The organism is Fibrella musci (assembly GCF_041321105.1).
GTDB classification, from domain to species: Bacteria; Bacteroidota; Bacteroidia; order Cytophagales; family Spirosomataceae; genus Fibrella; species Fibrella musci.
Genome location: NZ_JBGGWD010000005.1, coordinates 433,838 through 452,345, shown reverse-complemented (window position 1 = coordinate 452,345; position 18,508 = coordinate 433,838). Strand labels below are relative to the sequence as shown.

The following is an 18,508-nucleotide window of genomic DNA, read 5'->3' as shown; positions in this document are numbered from 1 at the left end:
ATTAGACATCAAACCGTAAACTCCCACCTCACTTCAGCACCTCCGTCAGGCGTTTGCCATCGGCATAAACGATGTCGGAAAGGCGCCACCGGCCCTTCTCGATAAGCTCGGCTTCGCAGCGCATGGCCTGTTCCTTACCGGTGGTGGCGTCGTTGTAGGTGACAAAAATCACGGCTTTGTCGCCCGCCACGTTACCCGGCATCACCCACATCTTCGTCACCTGTTTGTCAGGTACGTTGTAGAGCGGGTTGATGGTGTGACGTTTCTGCTTGCCCAGCGTCGCCGCTTTGGCCTGCACGAGTTTGGCCGTCGACGCAGTAAAGTACTGGGTCGCCAGCGTGGGGTTGTCTGCCTCCAGAAACGGGTTCTCCTCCTTATCATGCTCAAAATACAGCGCGCGCACCATCCGGTCGGCGGCCGAGCGCGGCGCATCCCGACCCGGCATCTTGTTCAGGTCGACAGCCACCGTATCGGATTTCGTCGTGGTGGTTTCAGTTGTTTTGGGTTTGGTCTGGCAGGCAACCGCCAGGGCCAGCAGGAGTAGGAGAGGACGCATGGGAATGAATAATGAATAGTGTGTAATGTACGATGGATAATGTACAATGAATAATGCACGATGTACAATGGGCTGACGCACAAACCAACTGTACTATTTCACCATTCATCGTTCATTGTACATCGTGCATTATTCATTGTGCATTCTCAACCTTCCCACCGTTCCAGGCCGAGGAGTTTTTTGCCGAGGTCGGAGAGGTCGGCTGTTTGGTAGCGGGTCTGTTCCCAGTTGCGGGGATCGCCGGGGAAGGCGTAGCCCTCGGGGGCCTGCCGGTCGCGCCACGACCGGATGCGCCACTGCCGTAGAGCCTCGTTGTCTTCCTGAGCGGGCATCATCGAAATGTACTGGGCAATGCGGACCTTATCTTTCGAGTAATTGGGCCGGATGCCGTGCGGGAGTGTACTGTTGAAGATCAGCAGGTCGCCCGCTTCTAGTTTCACCTTCACAAAGTCGAAACCCGTCGTATCGGGCTTAAAGCGGTCGCGGTCGGCGGGTTGGGTTAACTTCCAGGTGTCGTAGGTGCGGTAGAGTTCGGGCAGGCACTGGAAGCCGCCCATGTTTTCGTCGGTCTGATCGGCCAGCGCCAGCACACCCTGCACGTTTTGTGGGCGGGTTTCTGGGTCGTAGTCCCAGTGGATGAATCCCTTGAAGGGTTTGTTGGGATCGGCGGGGAAATTCAGGTTAGCGCGGTCGATGGTCACCCACAGCTTTTCGGTACCCCACACATCGACGAACGCATCGTACAGGCGCTGCGTCTGCCGGTTGTCCCACTCGTGCTGATGGTTGTAGAGCTCGACCATGCCCGACCCAATCAGTTCTTTCATGCGCATCTCTGCACGGGGCGGGGCATACCAGGTGCTGGGGTCGTTGGGGTCTTTTTCCTCAAATTCCCAGATTGTCTGTGCCAGTCGTTCGGCTTGTTCGCGGGGCACGGCCTGCTTAATCACCACGTACCCATTGTTGACCCAGAACGCCCAATCGGCTTCCGACAACACCCGCAGGGGCACACCGTTGGACCGGTCGTTGAGCGGAATCTGGCTGGTGATGGCCGTCGATGGGTTGCCGGGAATGTCGGTATGCGCATTGTCGGGGATCATGGTGGGCTGCATGGTAGCAACTGGTTCGGTCGGCTGCATGGGGTTTTGTTTTTTGGTGATTGAATAGGACAAAGCTATGGCTAGAAAAGCGCGACGTGTTAGCACAACTCTGACCCGTTTTTGCACTATTTTGCTCCTGAATCGGCTAACCATTCGTTTATGAGCCAGATTTGAGCAAAAATGAAAGTTGCCCTCGAACAGATTCGCCCCGATACCGACAGTTCGTTTCACCTGCTGCTGACGCCGCACCTGAACGAGGTGTTTTTCTGGCATTACCATCCCGAATACGAACTGGTCTATATCGTTGGTGCGAGCGGAACCCGGCATGTGGGCGATCATATCTCGCGCTACGAAGGCAGCGATCTGGTGTTTATCGGCCCCAACCTGCCGCATCTGAATTTCGACTACGGCGTCACCACCGACTACCGCAAGGTGGTGATTCAACTGGCGCCGGGCTTTTGGGGCGATGGCTTCTGGCAGGCCCCTGAGCTCGCCGCCATCGCCGACCTGTTTGAGCGCGCCCGGGCGGGGTTGTCGTTTAGCGGCGCGACCAAAGAAGCGGTTGGGCGGCAACTGGAAGAACTGGTGGACCTGCCCCCCTTTGGCCGAATGATGGCCCTGCTGAGCATCCTGCAACAACTGGCCACCAGCCCGGAGGTCAGTTCGTTGCAGGGCAAACCCATTGTGGGTACGTATAACCTGGCCGAACAGCAGCGGCTCCGGCGCGTGTATCAGTTTGTCGAAGCCAACTACAGCCGCCGCATTGGCGTGCCCGAAGTGGCCAGCCTCGTGAGCCTGACCGAGGCAGCGTTTTGCCGGTACATCAAACGCCTGACGGGCCTCACCTTCACGCAGCTGCTGAACCAGTACCGGGTCAATCAGGCGCAGAAATTACTGTTGGCGAACCATACCGTAACGGAAGCGGCCGAGGCCAGCGGGTTTGAGAGCCTGTCGTATTTCAATAAAATCTTCCGGCGCGTCACGGGCGAGAACCCGCTTCAGTTTAAAAAACGAATGAGCTGATAGGTGCGTCGAAGCCGAACGTACTTGGACGGACGGTGGTAGTTCGGTTTTTAGTGAATTTGAGTATAAATCTTGCCGATCTGGCCGTAGGTACGTGATAAAATGGCAGGTATGGTTACCAAAATTTGCTTTTTTGCCCTGATCTGGTTTAATCCAAATTCATATGCTAACCAAACCATAATTGGTGAAAATAGGATTTAACGGATAAATAGTTTAATTGTGCTGATTTGGTGGTATAAAATCCTGTTAAAGGCTTGAAATGCCTATTATTCTTTTGTTAAAGCCGCCTATATTTGAGCCCGACAGTAGTACACCGAAACACGTATCTCTTTAAACGACCTCTACAAATCATGGCAAAGTCCAAGTTGGAGTACATCTGGCTCGATGGTTATAAGCCCACCCAAAGCCTGCGTTCAAAAACCAAAATTGAAGGTGATTTTTCAGGTAAGCTCGAAGATTGCCCCATGTGGTCGTTCGACGGCTCATCAACCGAACAGGCCCCCGGTGGCTCATCAGACTGCCTGCTGAAGCCTGTTTTCATCTGCTCTGACCCGCAGCGTAAAAATGGCTTCCTGGTGATGTGCGAAGTATTGAACGCCGACGGTACGCCCCACGCCACCAACGGCCGCGCCACGATCGAAGACGACGACAACGATTTCTGGTTTGGTTTCGAGCAGGAGTACTTCCTCTACAACACCGAAACCAACAAGCCACTGGGCTTCCCCGAAGAAGGCGAACCCGGTCCGCAAGGCCCATACTATTGCTCGGTAGGTGCTAAAAACGCGTTTGGCCGTAACATCATCGAAGAACACCTCGACGTGTGCCTCGAAGCTGGTCTGAACGTAGAAGGTATCAACGCCGAGGTTGCCCCCGGTCAGTGGGAGTTCCAGATTTTTGCCAAAGGTGCCCGTGAGGCCGGCGACCAAATCTGGGTGGCCCGCTACCTGCTGGAGCGCATCGGTGAAGAATACGGTGTCTGGATCAACTGGCACTGCAAGCCCCTGGGTGTCGATGCCGACTGGAACGGCTCAGGTATGCACGCCAACTTCTCGAACTCAACGCTGCGTACGGCCGGTTCGAAAGAAGTATACGATACCATCTGCGAAGCGTTCCGCCCGGTGGTGAAAGAACACATTGAAGTATACGGTGCCGACAACCACCTCCGCCTCACCGGCAAACACGAGACCCAATCGATCGATCAGTTCTCGTTCGGTATCTCAGACCGGGGTGCGTCGATCCGTATCCCCATCGCTACCGTAGAGCGTGGCTGGAAAGGCTGGCTCGAAGATCGCCGCCCCAACTCGGCTGCTGATCCTTATAAAGTAGCTGCCCGGATCATCACGACGGTGAAATCTGCCGAAGTACCTGCTTAATATCAGCATACAACCTGTGAATAAAACGGCCTGTCAGCGATGACAGGCCGTTTTTTGTTGCAGGTTCTAGTAACTAGAAACCTGCCTGTTGATTGATCAGCGATTCAAACTGGGCAATGGTCCGCGTCTCCACCTTCGGGAAAGGAAGGCTTTTAAGTACATTAAAATGAGTGTCTTCCGTAACGATGCGAAAGGCGCCAGCTGCCCACTGCACAGTCAACAAACTTATCATCGTCTGGATCATTGGTAATAGCGTGCCAACGATAATAACGTGTAATCAACTCAAGATTAGGCAGGTTATCAAACACACTCAGGACCGCCTCGGACGCATCGGTCCCTAACTTCGAAGACATAATTTCGGCATACTCCTCCAAAATTTCAGTTGTGACGCATAACGTGAGTGATCCGTTCAAAATGGCTTGAAAGATCCAGTGTGACGCAGAACGCCGGGAAACGGACACCCATAGTACATTCGTATCAACCACAACCCGCATTAGTATGTCGACTTACGGTTGTGTTCTGCTGACAGCCGGGCAGTATCCTGTTGGGCCCAGTTGTTTTTATCCCAAACGTCGTCAGCCAGGTTCATTGCCTTTTGGGCGAAGTAATCGGCCAACAGTTTACGAATCGCCAGAACATCTTCATCTGAAACTTGCCGGGCGTATGTACGTAGCAGTTCTAACTGCAAATTGCTAAGTGTCTGCGCTTGCATACGATTGAAAACGATTTGTCGGGAAGGTAACGAATAATCCGACTTATAAAGTTTGATTCAAGGGTCTACAACGTACCTGAGTGCCGTCGTAGCGGTAGTTGTTTTTTGTATGTTTGGGACAGATGAATCCAACGTTCAGCGTCTAAAGTCCAAAATCGGGCCGAGAAAACACGGATCGTTGACTCCTGCACTTTGAACGTACCCAATGGCTAACCTTCGCTTTTCCGCCCTCACTACCGCTCAGAACCGACAGGCTATTCCGGTAGCTCCCCCTGCCGAGCGCATCGCCGATTACTACGGCATCTACACGTTTAACAAAGAAACCATGCGGACGTTGCTTTCGGCCGATGCCTACAAACGCATCACCGAAGCCATCGACAACAACGCCCGCATCGACCGCGACATCGCCGATGAGGTAGCCAACGCCATGCGGTCGTGGGCGATCAGCAAAGGCGCCACCCACTACACGCACTGGTTTCAGCCCCTCACCGGCTCGACGGCCGAGAAACACGATTCATTTTTCGACCTGGCCTCCGACGGCAAAGCCATCGAAAAATTCAAAGGGTCGGCGCTTGTGCAGCAGGAACCCGACGCCTCGTCGTTTCCGAGCGGCGGGCTGCGCAACACCTTCGAGGCCCGCGGCTACACCGGCTGGGACCCGTCGTCGCCGGCTTTTCTGATGGATAATGGCGCGGGCGGCAAGACCCTCTGTATCCCGTCGGTGTTCATCTCGTATACCGGCGAGGCGCTCGACTACAAAACGCCCCTGCTCAAATCGCTCGCGGCGCTCGACAAGGCCGCCACCGCCGTCTGCCACTACTTCGACCGCAACATCGACAAGGTAATCCCGACGCTGGGTGTAGAGCAGGAATATTTTCTGGTTGATAAAGCCCTTTACGTTGCCCGTCCTGATCTGGTGATGGCGGGCCGCACCGTGTTTGGGCATCAGCCCGCGCGAGGGCAACAGCTTGAAGATCATTATTTCGGCTCCATTCCGCCGCGCGTCAACGCCTTCATGGTCGATTTTGAGTTCGAAGCGCTCAAACTGGGTATCCCGGTACGTACCCGGCACAACGAAGTGGCCCCCGGTCAGTTTGAAGTGGCCCCCACCTTTGAGGAAGTCAACCTCGCCATCGACCACAACGCCCTGCTGATGGACCTGATGGACAAGGTGGCCGAGAAACATAGCTTCAAGGTGCTTTTCCACGAAAAACCGTTTGCGGGCATCAACGGCTCGGGCAAGCACAACAACTGGGCGCTGGCTACCGATACGGGCATCAACCTGCTGGCGCCCAGCAGCAAGCCCAAAGAAACACTGCGGTTCATCACGTTTGTGGTCAACGTGGTCAAAGCCGTTCACGACCACGCCGATCTGCTCCGGGCCAGTATCGCCTCGGCGGGCAACGAATACCGGCTGGGGGCCAACGAAGCCCCGCCGGCCATCATGTCGATCTTTTTGGGCGAAACACTCACGAAGGCGCTCGAAGACCTCGACAACAAATCGGAAATCGCGCTCAACAAAGGCGACAACGTCTATTACAAACTCGGTCTGAACCGCGTACCGGCCCTGATCCGCGACAATACCGACCGCAACCGCACCTCACCCTTTGCCTTTACGGGTAATAAATTCGAGTTTCGGGCTGTGGGCGGCGGCGCCAACTCGGCCTCGACCATGATTGTACTCAATACCATCGTGGCGAACCAACTGGTGCAATTCCGTAAGGACCTCGAAGCCCAACTGGAGCAGTTCGACAAGAAAGAACTGGCCGTGGTGGAGGTGCTGAAGCAGTATTACCGCGCTTCGAAACGCATTCTGTTTGAAGGCAACGGTTACTCCAACGACTGGGTCGACGAAGCCGAAAAGCGTGGACTTTCCAACATCCGCTCGACCCCCGAGGCGCTCAACGTCTACACCCAACCCGAATCCTTAGCGCTGTTTGAGCGGATGGGCATCATGAACCACGCCGAAGTGGAAGCCCGTTACGAAATCGAACTGGAGAAATACATCAAGAACGTACAGATCGAATCGCGCGTGATGGGCGACCTGGCCATCAACCACGTGGTATCGACGGCGCTGAAGTACATGAATCAGCTCACCAGCACCGCCAAATCGCTGGTCGATCTGGACATGGTCAACGAAGCGCAGCCGGTGAAAGGCATCATCCGGGAGTTGTCGAGCCGGGTCGTGACGATCAAGAAAAACGTGGAAGCGATGATCGAGGCGCGCAAACGGGCCAACAACGTACCTGACACCACGGAAATGGCGCGGCTGTATGCCACCGAAGTCAAGGACTATTTCGATGTGATCCGCTATGAAGTCGACAAACTCGAACTGCTCATCGACGACGAAGACTGGCCGCTGGTCAAATACCGGGAGCTACTGTTTGTGAAGTAGTATTGTTTTGATAGTCAATTAGTTAAGTCCGATGCCGTTGACGTGCCGGGCTTTTTTTTGACCAGCCCACTTCGGAGCGTGTGGCCAGCCAGTAGCTGAATTGGGAGCGGGTTGACACTACTTGCCGTTGCTGAAGCGCTGTTTACGGGCGTCTGAAAGATGGATAAGTATATTTACTATAGAAAATAACTATTGCTTATCGTGGTGACTTTTTACTGGGTGTAAATGTCTATAGTATTAGATTGTTCACTGAGGGATTTTATTGAGTAATACACATAATCCCCTAGTGCACATATCGGTCTATCGCTTTCTTCAACTTAGCCAATAATTGCCACCATGCGCTTGTACGCTTACTTCATCGCCTGTAGTGCCATCACGCTTTCACTGACTAGCTGCCACGTAGAACCCAGCCTTACCCCCACGTCTGCTTATGTAGGTAATTACGAGTGCACATTGGTCAACAAAACAGCCCGACTAGCCGAAGCGGCTGAACAGGTTGAAACCAAAACCTACGCCGGCAACGTGACCGAAACCGGCGAGCGGTCGCTGGAACTGAGCCTGACAGCTGCCCAGGGGGTCGGGGGGCTCACAATTCCGATCCAACTCGTTGGTGAAGCCGTAATCATTCCTCAATTCGAAACGGCAAGTAGCTACACCTCGGGCGGCACCACCACGTACCTGTCAAACTATTATTCGGGTAATGGTCGACTAGATAAAAACACCCTTGCGATCAACCTGAACTCGGCCAATTACCGGATCATCGGCACCAATGGCAATCAGGCGCAGATCGGCAATTCGGATGTAAGCTGCAACTGCGTCAAAAAATAGATTGAAAGCTCGCTTCGGGCGTTCAAGCGAAACGGCTGTCGGCCAGTCAATCAGGATACTGTCAAATGGTATTCTGATTGACTGGCCGACAGCCGTTTTTTGCGCGTTGGCTTATTGGTGTTTTTCGCTGACTAGTTGCCAACTAAGCTTATCTGATGAGAGCGGTGCGGATTGTTGTAAAGTCGAATACTACCCTTGGCAATGGAATGAGTCAAGTCGTCGATATTACTTTACCCGTGCCCATACTTCGCTGTAGGGGCCCGTCAGTACCATGGTGTCGCCCTTTACGTTGATTTTGTACTTGAATGTACTTCCTAAGTATCCACCCGTGCTTGCATTGGCATACTCTATTGTTTCTGCATAGCTATCGCCATCCAAGAGATAGGTGCCTCCATGGTGAAAGAGCGTGAGATTAGTGCTGGGATCAGCTTGGGAAAACATCCAATGCTTGTCGAGTATGATTTTCGTTTTCTTATCGGTAGAAGCCGGTTCGCCAACGTTCCGTACAAAAGACCAGACCCCAACAATGCCACTTGAGGGCTGCGTTGTTGGGGGAGCCGACTTCATGTTAACCTGCTTCGAACTTGAGCAAGCACTCAGCCCCAATACGCAATAGATAAGTAGGGTTAATTGTGTTTTCATGTAAAAAATCTGTGTTATATAGAGGCGTAAGTATACTAAAAAGCGTTAGACGAACAATATACTGCCGTGAAAGGAAACAGGAACAGAGAATAACTCGGAGGTGATTGCGCCGCTGGTCGACGCATAAACGCAAGGTGCAACTAGTGGCTGCGGCTACGAATTCACAGTCATAGAGGCTTATTTATTCAGGCTCCGACTAGCCCGGTTGGGGCTTTTTTGCGGCCCTTTTCCGCCTTGACTGCCTTCATCCCGTCGTACTGGTTAGCGTGAACCGGAGTGGGTTGGCTGTCTGACACGAAACGAAACATCACGGAATTAGCCGGGCTCGTTCAGCACGTCTTGCGGGTATCTTCACTCCGTATGTATTTCTGGTTACAGCGTTTCAGGCGAATTCCTTATCCTTTGTTAACGAGTTGAGCTTTAGCACCCGGCTACCTTTGTCGGGTCATCAAACCATACTATTCGCAGCTATGAAAACGCTCGTCAAAGTTGAAGAAGCCGCTCAATTCGCCCTTTCGGTTCTCCTATTTTCCAAACTACCATTCGTTTGGTGGCTGTATCCCACCCTACTGTTGCTCCCTGATGTGAGTATGATCGGTTATTTGATTAGTGCCAAAGTGGGGGCTTATCTGTACAACTTGGTTCATCATAAGGCCTTCGCCATCGCTGTTGGCATGGTTGGTCTGTTCTTAGCCAACGATTATTGGCTACTAGCGGGGGTACTGTTGTTCGGTCACTCGTCTATGGATCGGATGTTCGGATACGGACTGAAATATGCAAAGGGCTTTACATTTACGCACCTGGGTGACATAGGGCAGCCACAGAAAGCAGGGCAGACAGTGGGCATAGCCTAAGTACATGAGCGTTCTTTGGGCCCCACCCGTTTAGCTAGTTTCGGTGCAGGGCTTCCAACCCCAGGCAGCAAAAAAGAGTCTATGACTGCGAACTAAACAAACCGCTGCATGCGCCCTTTACGTTTACTGTTTGGCTTGTCATTCGCCACGTTGAGTTGCCGGACTGAGGTTGAACCCCAGGAGAAAGCGGCGCTGGTGGCTATTCTGGACTTTTCCCAATGTGCTAATTGCGGTGGCTGGGTTATCAAGGTGGACAATGAGACGTTCCGATCAGAGTTGCCTGCGCAGTACCAAAGACCCAGCACCCCCGTTTGGCTTCGTTATCAGCGTGATGAAAGCAGTGAGGCGAAGAAAGCCGGAAACTGGATCACCATTCTATCCATCAGAGAACGGTTACCCTAGTGTGTTGAAGTCGATTAGGGGCCAAGCTCAAGTCGTGTTTGACGCTATTTCATTTGTTTGTTTTACCTTCTATTCCTGGACATCATGAGAAAAATTTCCCCAATCGCTGTCATCCTGATTTACGTGCTGTCAACAGCTCAAATGTGTAGCTCCAAGCAGGACGTTAGTCCCGAAGAAATAGCCACGTCCTGCTTCTCCAACGAATCATTGACTAGCGTTTCCTGGCAGAAAGACCAATTGACTGCCTTCCAACAACCGAAAAGCGGACCGTTGACGGTTGTGGTTTACTCATACAAAAACGAACACTTTCTAGCCTTTGAGAATGGCTTTGACAGTGGGCCAGCCAGCCACATATTTGATTGCTCAGGTGTCACATTAGGCAAGAGGGCCATCAACTACAATGAGTTTTACGGCAACAACAAAAGAATCAAAATACTCCTCGAGGGTAAATACTAGGCCTGCGTTTTCCGCCTGCGCCCGCATCATACGCTGAGGGTAGTTTCTGTTTCATCAGACGTACGTTCGCCGTCTTGATGCTCCATGCGATTGAGTCGCGCCGAAGCATGCACATCAAAACAAGGCGTTGGGTACGTTGACCGACGCTGGACAAGCGGTCGCTAGCCTGCTCAACTTCATTGATCCGAAACTGCTGTTTCGACGTTGCTGCCTACGGTAGCTGATCATAAGGGACAAACCAGTTCGTTTCGGGTATTACTTGCGCGCTATTTTTTCTAGGTGGTTTCGTGGGGTCAATCAAACGGATGCGTAGATTTACATCTGTTCCAGTGACTAACTATACTCAACTGGTTTTAGTATGGCCGTAAAACAACGAACGAAACTGCCTACGTGTCCCGCGTGCGACGATGTCGCCTGGGTTTCCCGCGTTAATCGTTCCCCCTTTATCAAACGTTTCTTACCCTTTCTGCCTATTCGTCGATTTTACTGTAGACAGTGTGTTCATACCTTTTCAACGTGGCGCTGACGCTACCGGTTGTCTGGTTGTCTTTCTGCCCCGTTCCAAACGAGGGAAAAAATCGATCGCGCATATAGGGGAATGGAAATTGGCGATTGCCAAAATGCTAAAGGACGGGGTCAACTTACAGAAAAGCGAGACTTGAGCTTGAGATGGGGGATACCTTGTAATTGCCTGTCAGTCTGGTAATTCGCTGGATGAAAAGGTGCAACTTTTTTAGGGCATCCGCCAGCTTTGCTAAGCAGCTCTGAAACTGGCGGATGCTCTTCGCACAACAGCTATACTTATCTGTCCTCGACGAGCCGGAGCCTAAATTTGGCGCTGATCGTTCGGGTTCGAAGATGGCAGTTGTCGTCCACGTGATGCAGCTTAACGTTTAGCGTACCGCTCACCACATCTCCCTCCACGGTGTCAATGTGTACCTCACCGGGTGATAAGAAGATTTCACCCTCACAGGTGGTGTAGTAAGGAACCCAAGCTATTTGCCCCTGGCCGCTGGCGCCCTCCGTAAAGAGCACATTTTCCATTCCCGCAAGGGGGTATGTCGTCCCTGCCTTAAGTTTTTGTTCACTCATATGATACCAGAAAGGCCGGAGCGTCCCGTTTGGGCTGGTAATGTTAGCCGATATAGTCGTACCACGTTCGTCTACAGTAGCCGTCCCTTCACAATCATAAGTCACCCCGTCTAGGGTAGCCTGGAAGGAATTACCTTCAATGCTGATGGACGTCAAGACGGTGGCCTTACCCGTTGCTCCCTTGCGGGGTTGAAATTTAGGAGGCAGAAAGTTATAGATATCGACGGCCACCAGTGCCTTACCGCCTGTAGCATCTACGGGTGCTGAATAGGTCGCTTTCACCTGTGACGCATCGGCCCGAACAGATCCCCTACCAATCACTCGCCAGTTCTTGATATTGGTAGGGTCATCCAAGACCGCTTGTTGGGTTAATTGTACCTCTGCGTTAGCCAGTGACCCCGCAAAGTCCGCGTAGCCCTGTAAGGCCAGCAGCGTGGAGCCACCCGGCTTGACACTATAGTTAGCGGGCACAAGTTCGAACTCGGCAAAGGCGCCCCAATCACTGAAGTGAGTGGTAGTCACCGTCAAGGTACGTGCTGTTTCGTCTAGTTCAGTGCCGGGTAGGGCCCTCCAGATGCCATCGTTGCTTTGGTAGGCCATGAATAGCAGTTGTGCGGAGGTATTGGCCAGGTCCGTCTCGCCATATTGTAACTGGATCGTGACGGGCTTGGTGAAGTTCATCCCTTCTGGCCGTAACCGGTACGATTGGCGGCCGACCAGACCGGGCAACGTGGGGGTCACCGGTTGTACGCTGAAGGTAGTGGCTTGGCTAACGGCTCCTGCCGGAATAGTCATCTTGAGACTACCATCAGCCGAGGCCAGCGTGCCTCCTTCGGCACCGATGACCTTCTGGACGAGTTGCCCGGTGGGTGTCCCATGCTCATAAACAGCCCCTTGCTCTTCAGGCGGCAACACGGGGGGGATGAGGATAGAATCGATGGGTTTCTGGCAGCCCAGCAAGCCAATGACGAGGACGATCGATAGGAGTCGGCGCATAATTCGGAAGGTTCTTGATTGTCGAGCCAAAGTTGAGCGGCGACCCCACTGCGTTCAATCGGCATGACGATCAACTGAGGATATTGCTGACTGAATTGACATATTGACCCTCAAATGTTCGGTCATTGCCCCGAATCAATCACCGCCATGAGCCAGGCCCAAGCCATTTTTACGCGACAGGTTAATCGCGACTCCATATAAAAAATCTTTGTTCTATGTGAGCGTAAGTATACCAATCAGCTTTGGACTATCGCAAGGGGGCAAAGCCCAAAAAGTGTATCTAAGTAAAAACGAAAAGAAAATCTGTGTCAACGCCGCCAAAGCGTTAGGGCTTGAGTTTGCAGGCGTTGATCTAATGCGCGAACGTGGCAAGCCTTACGGTAAAACGGAATCCTGCTATGTAACGGAAGTGAACGGCAATCCAGGGACAGGCATCATTGATGTGACACAGCATAACCACTTCCTTGACTTAGTTGAGCACGTTGCTAAACGGAAAGCCAACAAGGCCAAATTGAAGCCCCAAGATTCTGATAGTGGCAGTAATGCCGGTGCGTTAAGTTCATACCCAGCAGATATGATACACACCGGTATGAATCCACAACAGGCCGTTGAAGCTTTTGCAGGATTGATTCTGAATGATGCTACCCCCGAAAAGGTAATGAGTTTAGAAGATGTGGGATATTTTCAGCTATTCGCCAAAAATGGAAATTGGCGATTGCCAAAATGCTAAAGGGCGGGGTCAACTCACAGAAAAGTGAAGATCAGGAGGGGGGTGACACTCCATAATTTCCTGTCAATCTGGCAGTTGGACAAATCAAAAGGTGCAACTTTTTAAAAACATCATTTGGAAAGAACAACCAGCGAAAAACACAAACAACAGCCTGTTTGCTCACTTGTATTTTTATACTGATTACTAGATAACCTAGCTTAGGTTAAGCAAATTATTTGTATACCTCTCTGTTCATCTTTCTTAACATGAGCATTTTTTGAGATCAAGTGGTTGGCTTACCACTTGAAGATTCGTAGTTTGTACAATCTATCCCGCCCAGGGGTGACTCTATCAACTTATGAGCGTGTCGATAAACTCGAATAGATCAAATGAAGCATTTTATATCGATCATTTTCCTAGTACTATCCCAGCTTATGGGCCTTAACGGCAAGGCTCAACACCTTGACACCATCGTTGACGCTCGGCCCTATCAACTTCATTTTCGCATTTTAAAAGGCCAAAAGCCGCCAATCCTCTTTGAAGCCGGGGGCGGACAGGATGCCTCCCAGTGGGACTCAATTGCCACCGTCGTACACAAGCGCCTAGGGGCCACCGTCATTACCTATGATCGGGCGGGCTTTGGCCAGAGTAGTTTGGACACTGTGGGCTACACCATTCTTCAGGAGATCAAAAGTTTAGAGTCAGCTTTGCGCCAACTTGGCTACCACAATACTAAACTGCTGCTGGTTGGCCACTCCTTGGGGGCATTTTACAACTGGATCTATGCCGCCCGGCATCCGGCTCAAGTGAAGGGAATTGTGTGGGCCGATCCTAGACTACCTTCCTACGCCGATATGCGCTTCGCCAAGACCTATTTTCAGGGGCTGAACCGGAAAGACTACGAAGCGGAATACATGAGTTTGTATTACTTGCTCGCTCGCATGGAGCGCACCAGTGATTTTGTCCGACAGGTGACTCTGCCAGCAAATATACCGTTGCTGGATCTGATGGCTGAGAAGGGGCCTTCTCCAGATGCCGAAGAGAATGAACGATTTAAAGCCGACCAGCGCAACCTAGTAAAAGGGCATTCCAATCGGCGTCTAGTGTATCTAAAAGGCACTTCCCATAACATTCCTTATGATCAGCCAGGGGTACTGATTGAACAGCTAGTAACCTTCTATCTGCAACACATTTGATTTAGTAGCTGCGCTTTGACGTCTACAACTATATTCGATTGAAACCGCGTTAGTTCGGCTTCGCTTCATCTTTGGGAAGGCCTCATAAGCCTAGCTTATCAATAAGTAATTTCTCTGAGTTTCTTACGCAGTGCTTCACCACGCAGGTTTTTACTAATAATTATACCGTTTGGATCAATCAATACTGAAGTTGGGTAGCTAGTTATATGATAACGTTCAACTAATCTGTTGTTTTGATCAGCTAGAACCTGCGGCCAACTAATTCGTTCCTTTTTAAGATAGCTCCTTAATCGATCAGGCGAATCATGACAGACAATGCCAATAAACTTAATTTTCGTTGTGTCGAGTTCTTTGTGAATGCTCTTTAAGGCAGGCATATCCTCTATACAACCTGCACACCAAGTCCCCCAAAAATCGATGTAGACGTATTTGCCTGTTTCACTCGGCAGAGAGACGGGGCGGTTGGTCCCAAACTCAAACCCTTGAAATGGTTGAAGAGGGTAACCGATCTGCAATGAGTATGGAGATTTCTCGGAATCAATAGGGTCGAGATTCAACCAATTGTTGAATCGATCAACCCCTTTATTTGTATACGTAACTCGCCCTAATTCTATATTACCCCCAATCTCAATTAATTCTCGAGAATCGATCTTAGGCATAGCTCGATTTATCGAACCAAATGCGATGTCTGTACGCTCGAAATCAGGCCTGATAAATCCTGAGGAGATGAGTAGTTCATAGGTTTGCTTACCTCGCTTCAACGAGGTGACGGCATATTGAGGGAAATTGTATAGAAACTCACTACCCATCTTCTTAACAACCATAGGCAGTGTGGCAGACCTGATTTTTCCTTTCTGATAGACTTCATAGCGAACCGATTGTGGATCCTTATAGTGAAACTGACGGTCTTTAAAATCTACTTCCTGGGGATAAAAAGGGACCTCATCCTTAAAGTTGAGATCGTTATTTGTATCAACCATCACGGCCCATTGGTGTCGCTTTTCGTCAAATCCTTTGATTACATACACGTAGCATTTGATGGGTTTGGCAGAAAGTTTAGTGGTGTCAGGTAGCCATTTCCACTGCTGTTGAAGATAAGTATATTGCTTAGGGGTAATGTTTCCCAGCAAAACATTCTGATAAACAAGTTGATGAGCGTCTAACCAAACCATTGATTTGGCCAAGCTACTCCAATGTTTAGGTACCCCCCGAATCGATAAATAAATCTTTCCCCACAGTGGATCATTCGAATGATCGGGCATTAGAGAGCCGTAATAGGGGTTGAATGGGCCATACCCTTCTTTGAGTGTTAAAGGTAAATGAACTGAACTAACCTTTTGCTCTGTATGCTGGCAGCTGGCTACACCTTGGTAGATTATTAATATGATAACGTAATGATATAATCTCATTTCTATCGCTTACTGATTGTCATTAATCTACTATATCTTCGTCAAAAGTCATTTACAATAATACTTTACCCATAGTTGCCGAAGCGAGTGATAGCCACAGTGGTTGAACAAGCCGTTTTAATTTAATGCCCGTTTGGGGCGAGAGTCGCCGAATTCCCAAAGATTGAATTAATTTGGCCTACAAATAGTCTCAAATTATTATCTCACGAATCAACGTGTAATTCTTAGTGATAGAGCTGAGTTTATAAGACTAATTTTTCTCCCAAATGACGAGCGCGCCGTTATATGATCTAACACTACGTTAGAAAAGCTTCAGGTCAATAAGCTACCGCTGCACTAAACGAATGTGAATGGTGGGTTAGATACAGTTAATCAGTTACTTAAGCGGCCTTCGACAACTGACTCCAACTGACTAGTAGCTTTGACAAGCGTTGGCGTCGCGGACGCACGTAGTGCTTCAGCCGTTTGGTACTGGTCAGGCCCAGCATCGTAGCCACGTCATCAGCGGCAATCAGCATCTCATTTAGCGCCAGATCGGCGAACGTCTTGCGGGCAATCTTGGTGCTCAGGTTGTAGGGAAGCTCCACGTACAAGGCGATGAACTTGAGCGTGTCATTGCGCTTCTGATTCGACTTGACTGGCAGGTTGGCAAGATCTGAACCGTAGCGCTGAAAGATGGCCACCGCTGGCCCCAGCAGCTTTAGAAAGAACTCCTTGCCCGTTTTTCTTCGCTTGCCTGTCAGCCAGTGATCCCCCGCATCATCAACTTCGATGGTGTAGGCCTTAGACGTATAATCGCAGTGGTGCATTCCGGTGAAGCAGTTGAAGGCGAAGGCATCCCGCTCCTCTTTCAACGCAGGCACCGATAGTACGTTGATGCGCCCTTCATCCGCCAGTGCTTGGAAGTCGAAGTTGATCAACCGCTGCAACTCGTCGATGCTCAGGTGAGTGGTGTCAGGCTGTTCATCGTAGCCTTCCACCACGTACTCCGCCAGCGGGTTTTTGGAGATGTAGCCTTTGGCCAGGCTCCACTTCATCACCTGCTTGACGAACTTCAGGTGCTTCTCAATGTGACCTCCGCCGAACTCCTCCACATCCGCCAGGTGCATCTCCAGATGCTCCATGAAGTCATCGTTGAGCGAGGTGGCTGGCAACTTATCACGTCTGTGATGAGCGAAGTAGTCGGCGATGTTGGCGGCATAGTTAGCCTGGATGTCCAGCGTAGCTTGGGTGATCTTGCCTAGCTTGTGGCGCTTAGACTGAGACTCTTGATGCAGTTGCGCCAGTTCGTTAAAGGGAAAGATGGTGCGCCGGTGCACAATGCCAGTCGTCGGGCCTCCGGCTTTGGCGGTGCGGTGCTGCAGGGCAAAAAAATTCTTGATCAGCGCGGCGGTCAGTTCATGCCCATCTCTTTCCAGATTCTCCACCAGCGCATCGACGCGTTTGGTGAGCTTGGCCAACTTGGCGTTTTGCTCCTGGGCCCAGACGGACTTTCCCTTGAAGCATTGATTGGGTTGATCCCACTGCGATTTTTTACAATCGATGTGGGTGGAGCCGAGTTCGGCTCGTTCGGCATTGTAGGTCAGTCGCATCTGGATCTGACCAGCGTCGGGTATTGTTTCGGATTTTCTAAACCAGAACAGGAGAGCCATTCGGTCAATATTGTAAATAGGATAGACTAGATTGGGTAATCTAGTCTATCAGTTTACTATACTAATGGTGAGTGCTATATATGATCCTACGAAACTTAAATATTGTTAACGTAGTAAAGGGCTTGCCGTAACCGCGAGGGGTTGCCGTAACCTGGGACGTAACCGGGTTAGATCGGCTTTGGCGGTTCAGATTTGCGGTACAAAAAGGCCCAAACGAAAAAACCACGCGGGTTTCGCGTGGTTTGGTCTCAATATCAACCTTCTAAAAAACGGCTCTTGCAGAGAGAGAGGGATTAAAACCCCCTTTGCAATTTCTTGTAATTCAGCCCTTTACTGCATTGCAGTACGGCGTGTGGTCGCAGGTGTAGGCAAATCAAGCAAAAACTGCTTGATCTTACTCGTTACACCTTGGGCTGGCGTCACACGCTTAAGCTCTCCCTGGAGTTTCGCGTAGGCTCTCAGAAGCCCTTTTATCGTGTCCTCCTTCTCAGCGAGTATAGCTTTAGTCTGGGCAAGCTCCAGCTCAAGTTGCGGGTTAGTTTCAAACATATCCCCCGTGCCATCTACCAACCAGTTGGCATTAACTCCAAAAGCTTGTTTCAAGCTATTCACAAACTGAATTGTAGGGTTGTCCTGAGACCCCTGTTCAATCTTTCGGATGGTAGGTAAACTAATGTTAGTCTTATCTGCCATCTCCGCTGCTGATATGCCCAACGACTTCCTAAGTCGTTTAAGGCGATCTGCCAGATTCGATGATACTACCTCATTTTCCATACTTTCAAAATTAAGGATAATAAATTACCGTAGAAAATTTGCAAAGAATAATTTGTTATCACTATCATTGCATCAACAATGACGAAAAGTAAGGGGGTTCAGTTCCTGGCAGAGCATCCCCCCTTACCCAAAGGTCATTAAAACTAGCCAACGCCTTTGTTCATGCAAAGTAATGCATCGACGGATCAATTTCCGTCTAATTCTGCCCTATTCAGGGTCGATGTTCAACTAGTTCAATCCCCTGAGCCATGTCTGAACTAGATCCATTCTCAACAGGGCTTACTTGTGGCTTCGGTGCTGCACTGGTACTTATCGTGATGCTCGCCGCCTGTATAGGCTACA

General features: G+C 50.7%; 18 protein-coding genes. 9 read left to right on the top strand and 9 right to left on the bottom strand.

Features of this window, described 5'->3' with window-relative positions:
- Positions 1-28 precede the first annotated feature (28 nt).
- Both ACAW74_RS18405 and ACAW74_RS18400 read right to left on the bottom strand, forming a co-directional pair.
- Positions 29-556 carry a hypothetical protein gene (locus ACAW74_RS18405; protein WP_370699685.1) on the bottom strand — a complete coding sequence of 176 codons (528 nt, stop codon included), beginning with the start codon at positions 554-556 and terminating at the stop codon, positions 29-31.
- Positions 557-702: 146 nt separating this feature from the next.
- Entirely contained in the window at positions 703-1,692 is a 990-nt protein-coding gene (locus tag ACAW74_RS18400) for a phytanoyl-CoA dioxygenase family protein (RefSeq protein WP_370699684.1), read from the bottom strand.
- A 141-nt stretch (positions 1,693-1,833) separates the two neighbouring features.
- Between ACAW74_RS18400 and ACAW74_RS18395 the strand changes: the two genes are divergently transcribed.
- Both ACAW74_RS18395 and ACAW74_RS18390 read left to right on the top strand, forming a co-directional pair.
- A complete protein-coding gene (locus ACAW74_RS18395; protein ID WP_370699683.1) occupies positions 1,834-2,676 on the top strand; it encodes an AraC family transcriptional regulator in 843 nt (280 codons plus the stop codon).
- 350 nt (positions 2,677-3,026) lie between these two features.
- A complete protein-coding gene (locus tag ACAW74_RS18390; protein ID WP_370699682.1) occupies positions 3,027-4,049 on the top strand; it encodes a glutamine synthetase beta-grasp domain-containing protein in 1,023 nt (340 codons plus the stop codon).
- 161 nt (positions 4,050-4,210) lie between these two features.
- Here ACAW74_RS18390 and ACAW74_RS18385 read toward each other — a convergent pair whose 3' ends face one another.
- The gene (locus tag ACAW74_RS18385) at positions 4,211-4,543 is read right to left on the bottom strand and encodes a PIN domain-containing protein (RefSeq protein WP_370699681.1); all 333 of its coding nucleotides are present in this window, start codon (positions 4,541-4,543) and stop codon (positions 4,211-4,213) included.
- A complete protein-coding gene (locus tag ACAW74_RS18380; protein ID WP_370699680.1) occupies positions 4,543-4,761 on the bottom strand; it encodes a DUF8507 family protein in 219 nt (72 codons plus the stop codon). Before ACAW74_RS18380 ends, ACAW74_RS18385 begins: the two co-directional genes overlap by 1 nt.
- A 205-nt stretch (positions 4,762-4,966) precedes the next feature.
- Here ACAW74_RS18380 and ACAW74_RS18375 point away from each other — a divergent pair, with 205 nt between their 5' ends.
- Entirely contained in the window at positions 4,967-7,156 is a 2,190-nt protein-coding gene (locus ACAW74_RS18375; RefSeq protein ID WP_370699679.1) for a glutamine synthetase III family protein, read from the top strand.
- A 336-nt stretch (positions 7,157-7,492) separates the two neighbouring features.
- On the top strand, positions 7,493-7,984 hold the full coding sequence (locus tag ACAW74_RS18370; RefSeq protein WP_370699678.1) for a hypothetical protein: 492 nt from the start codon (positions 7,493-7,495) through the stop codon (positions 7,982-7,984).
- Positions 7,985-8,209: 225 nt separating this feature from the next.
- Here the strand turns inward: ACAW74_RS18370 and ACAW74_RS18365 are convergent, their stop codons facing one another.
- On the bottom strand, positions 8,210-8,626 hold the full coding sequence (locus ACAW74_RS18365) for a hypothetical protein (protein ID WP_370699677.1): 417 nt from the start codon (positions 8,624-8,626) through the stop codon (positions 8,210-8,212).
- A 470-nt stretch (positions 8,627-9,096) separates the two neighbouring features.
- Here ACAW74_RS18365 and ACAW74_RS18360 point away from each other — a divergent pair, with 470 nt between their 5' ends.
- The 3 genes from ACAW74_RS18360 to ACAW74_RS18350 all read left to right on the top strand — a co-directional run bounded on the left by ACAW74_RS18360 (position 9,097) and on the right by ACAW74_RS18350 (position 10,338).
- Positions 9,097-9,480: a DUF4260 domain-containing protein gene (locus tag ACAW74_RS18360; protein ID WP_370699676.1), complete on the top strand. Its 384-nt coding sequence runs from the start codon at positions 9,097-9,099 to the stop codon at positions 9,478-9,480.
- Positions 9,481-9,588: 108 nt separating this feature from the next.
- On the top strand, positions 9,589-9,882 hold the full coding sequence (locus ACAW74_RS18355; RefSeq protein WP_370699675.1) for an SIR2 family protein: 294 nt from the start codon (positions 9,589-9,591) through the stop codon (positions 9,880-9,882).
- A gap of 84 nt (positions 9,883-9,966) precedes the next feature.
- Positions 9,967-10,338, top strand: coding sequence for a hypothetical protein (locus ACAW74_RS18350; RefSeq protein ID WP_370699674.1), 372 nt, complete (start codon positions 9,967-9,969; stop codon positions 10,336-10,338).
- An 801-nt stretch (positions 10,339-11,139) separates the two neighbouring features.
- Here the strand turns inward: ACAW74_RS18350 and ACAW74_RS18345 are convergent.
- Complete coding sequence (locus ACAW74_RS18345; protein ID WP_370699673.1) at positions 11,140-12,426, bottom strand: hypothetical protein; 1,287 nt, start codon at positions 12,424-12,426, stop codon at positions 11,140-11,142.
- A 217-nt stretch (positions 12,427-12,643) separates the two neighbouring features.
- On the opposite strand from ACAW74_RS18345, the gene ACAW74_RS18340 reads away from it, so the two are divergent.
- Both ACAW74_RS18340 and ACAW74_RS18335 read left to right on the top strand, forming a co-directional pair.
- Complete coding sequence (locus ACAW74_RS18340; RefSeq protein ID WP_370699672.1) at positions 12,644-13,156, top strand: ATP-grasp domain-containing protein; 513 nt, start codon at positions 12,644-12,646, stop codon at positions 13,154-13,156.
- A 368-nt stretch (positions 13,157-13,524) separates the two neighbouring features.
- Positions 13,525-14,331, top strand: a complete 807-nt coding sequence (locus ACAW74_RS18335) for an alpha/beta fold hydrolase (RefSeq protein WP_370699671.1) — start codon at positions 13,525-13,527, stop codon at positions 14,329-14,331.
- A gap of 98 nt (positions 14,332-14,429) precedes the next feature.
- On the opposite strand, the gene ACAW74_RS18330 is transcribed toward ACAW74_RS18335, so the two are convergent.
- From ACAW74_RS18330 to ACAW74_RS18320, 3 genes are all read right to left on the bottom strand, one after another.
- Positions 14,430-15,593: a TlpA family protein disulfide reductase gene (locus ACAW74_RS18330; RefSeq protein WP_370699670.1), complete on the bottom strand. Its 1,164-nt coding sequence runs from the start codon at positions 15,591-15,593 to the stop codon at positions 14,430-14,432.
- A 527-nt stretch (positions 15,594-16,120) separates the two neighbouring features.
- Positions 16,121-17,392 (bottom strand): site-specific integrase, encoded by a 1,272-nt coding sequence (locus ACAW74_RS18325; protein WP_370699669.1) that lies wholly within the window; start codon positions 17,390-17,392, stop codon positions 16,121-16,123.
- A 330-nt stretch (positions 17,393-17,722) separates the two neighbouring features.
- Complete coding sequence (locus ACAW74_RS18320) at positions 17,723-18,166, bottom strand: helix-turn-helix domain-containing protein (RefSeq protein ID WP_370699668.1); 444 nt, start codon at positions 18,164-18,166, stop codon at positions 17,723-17,725.
- Positions 18,167-18,508: the final 342 nt, after the last annotated feature.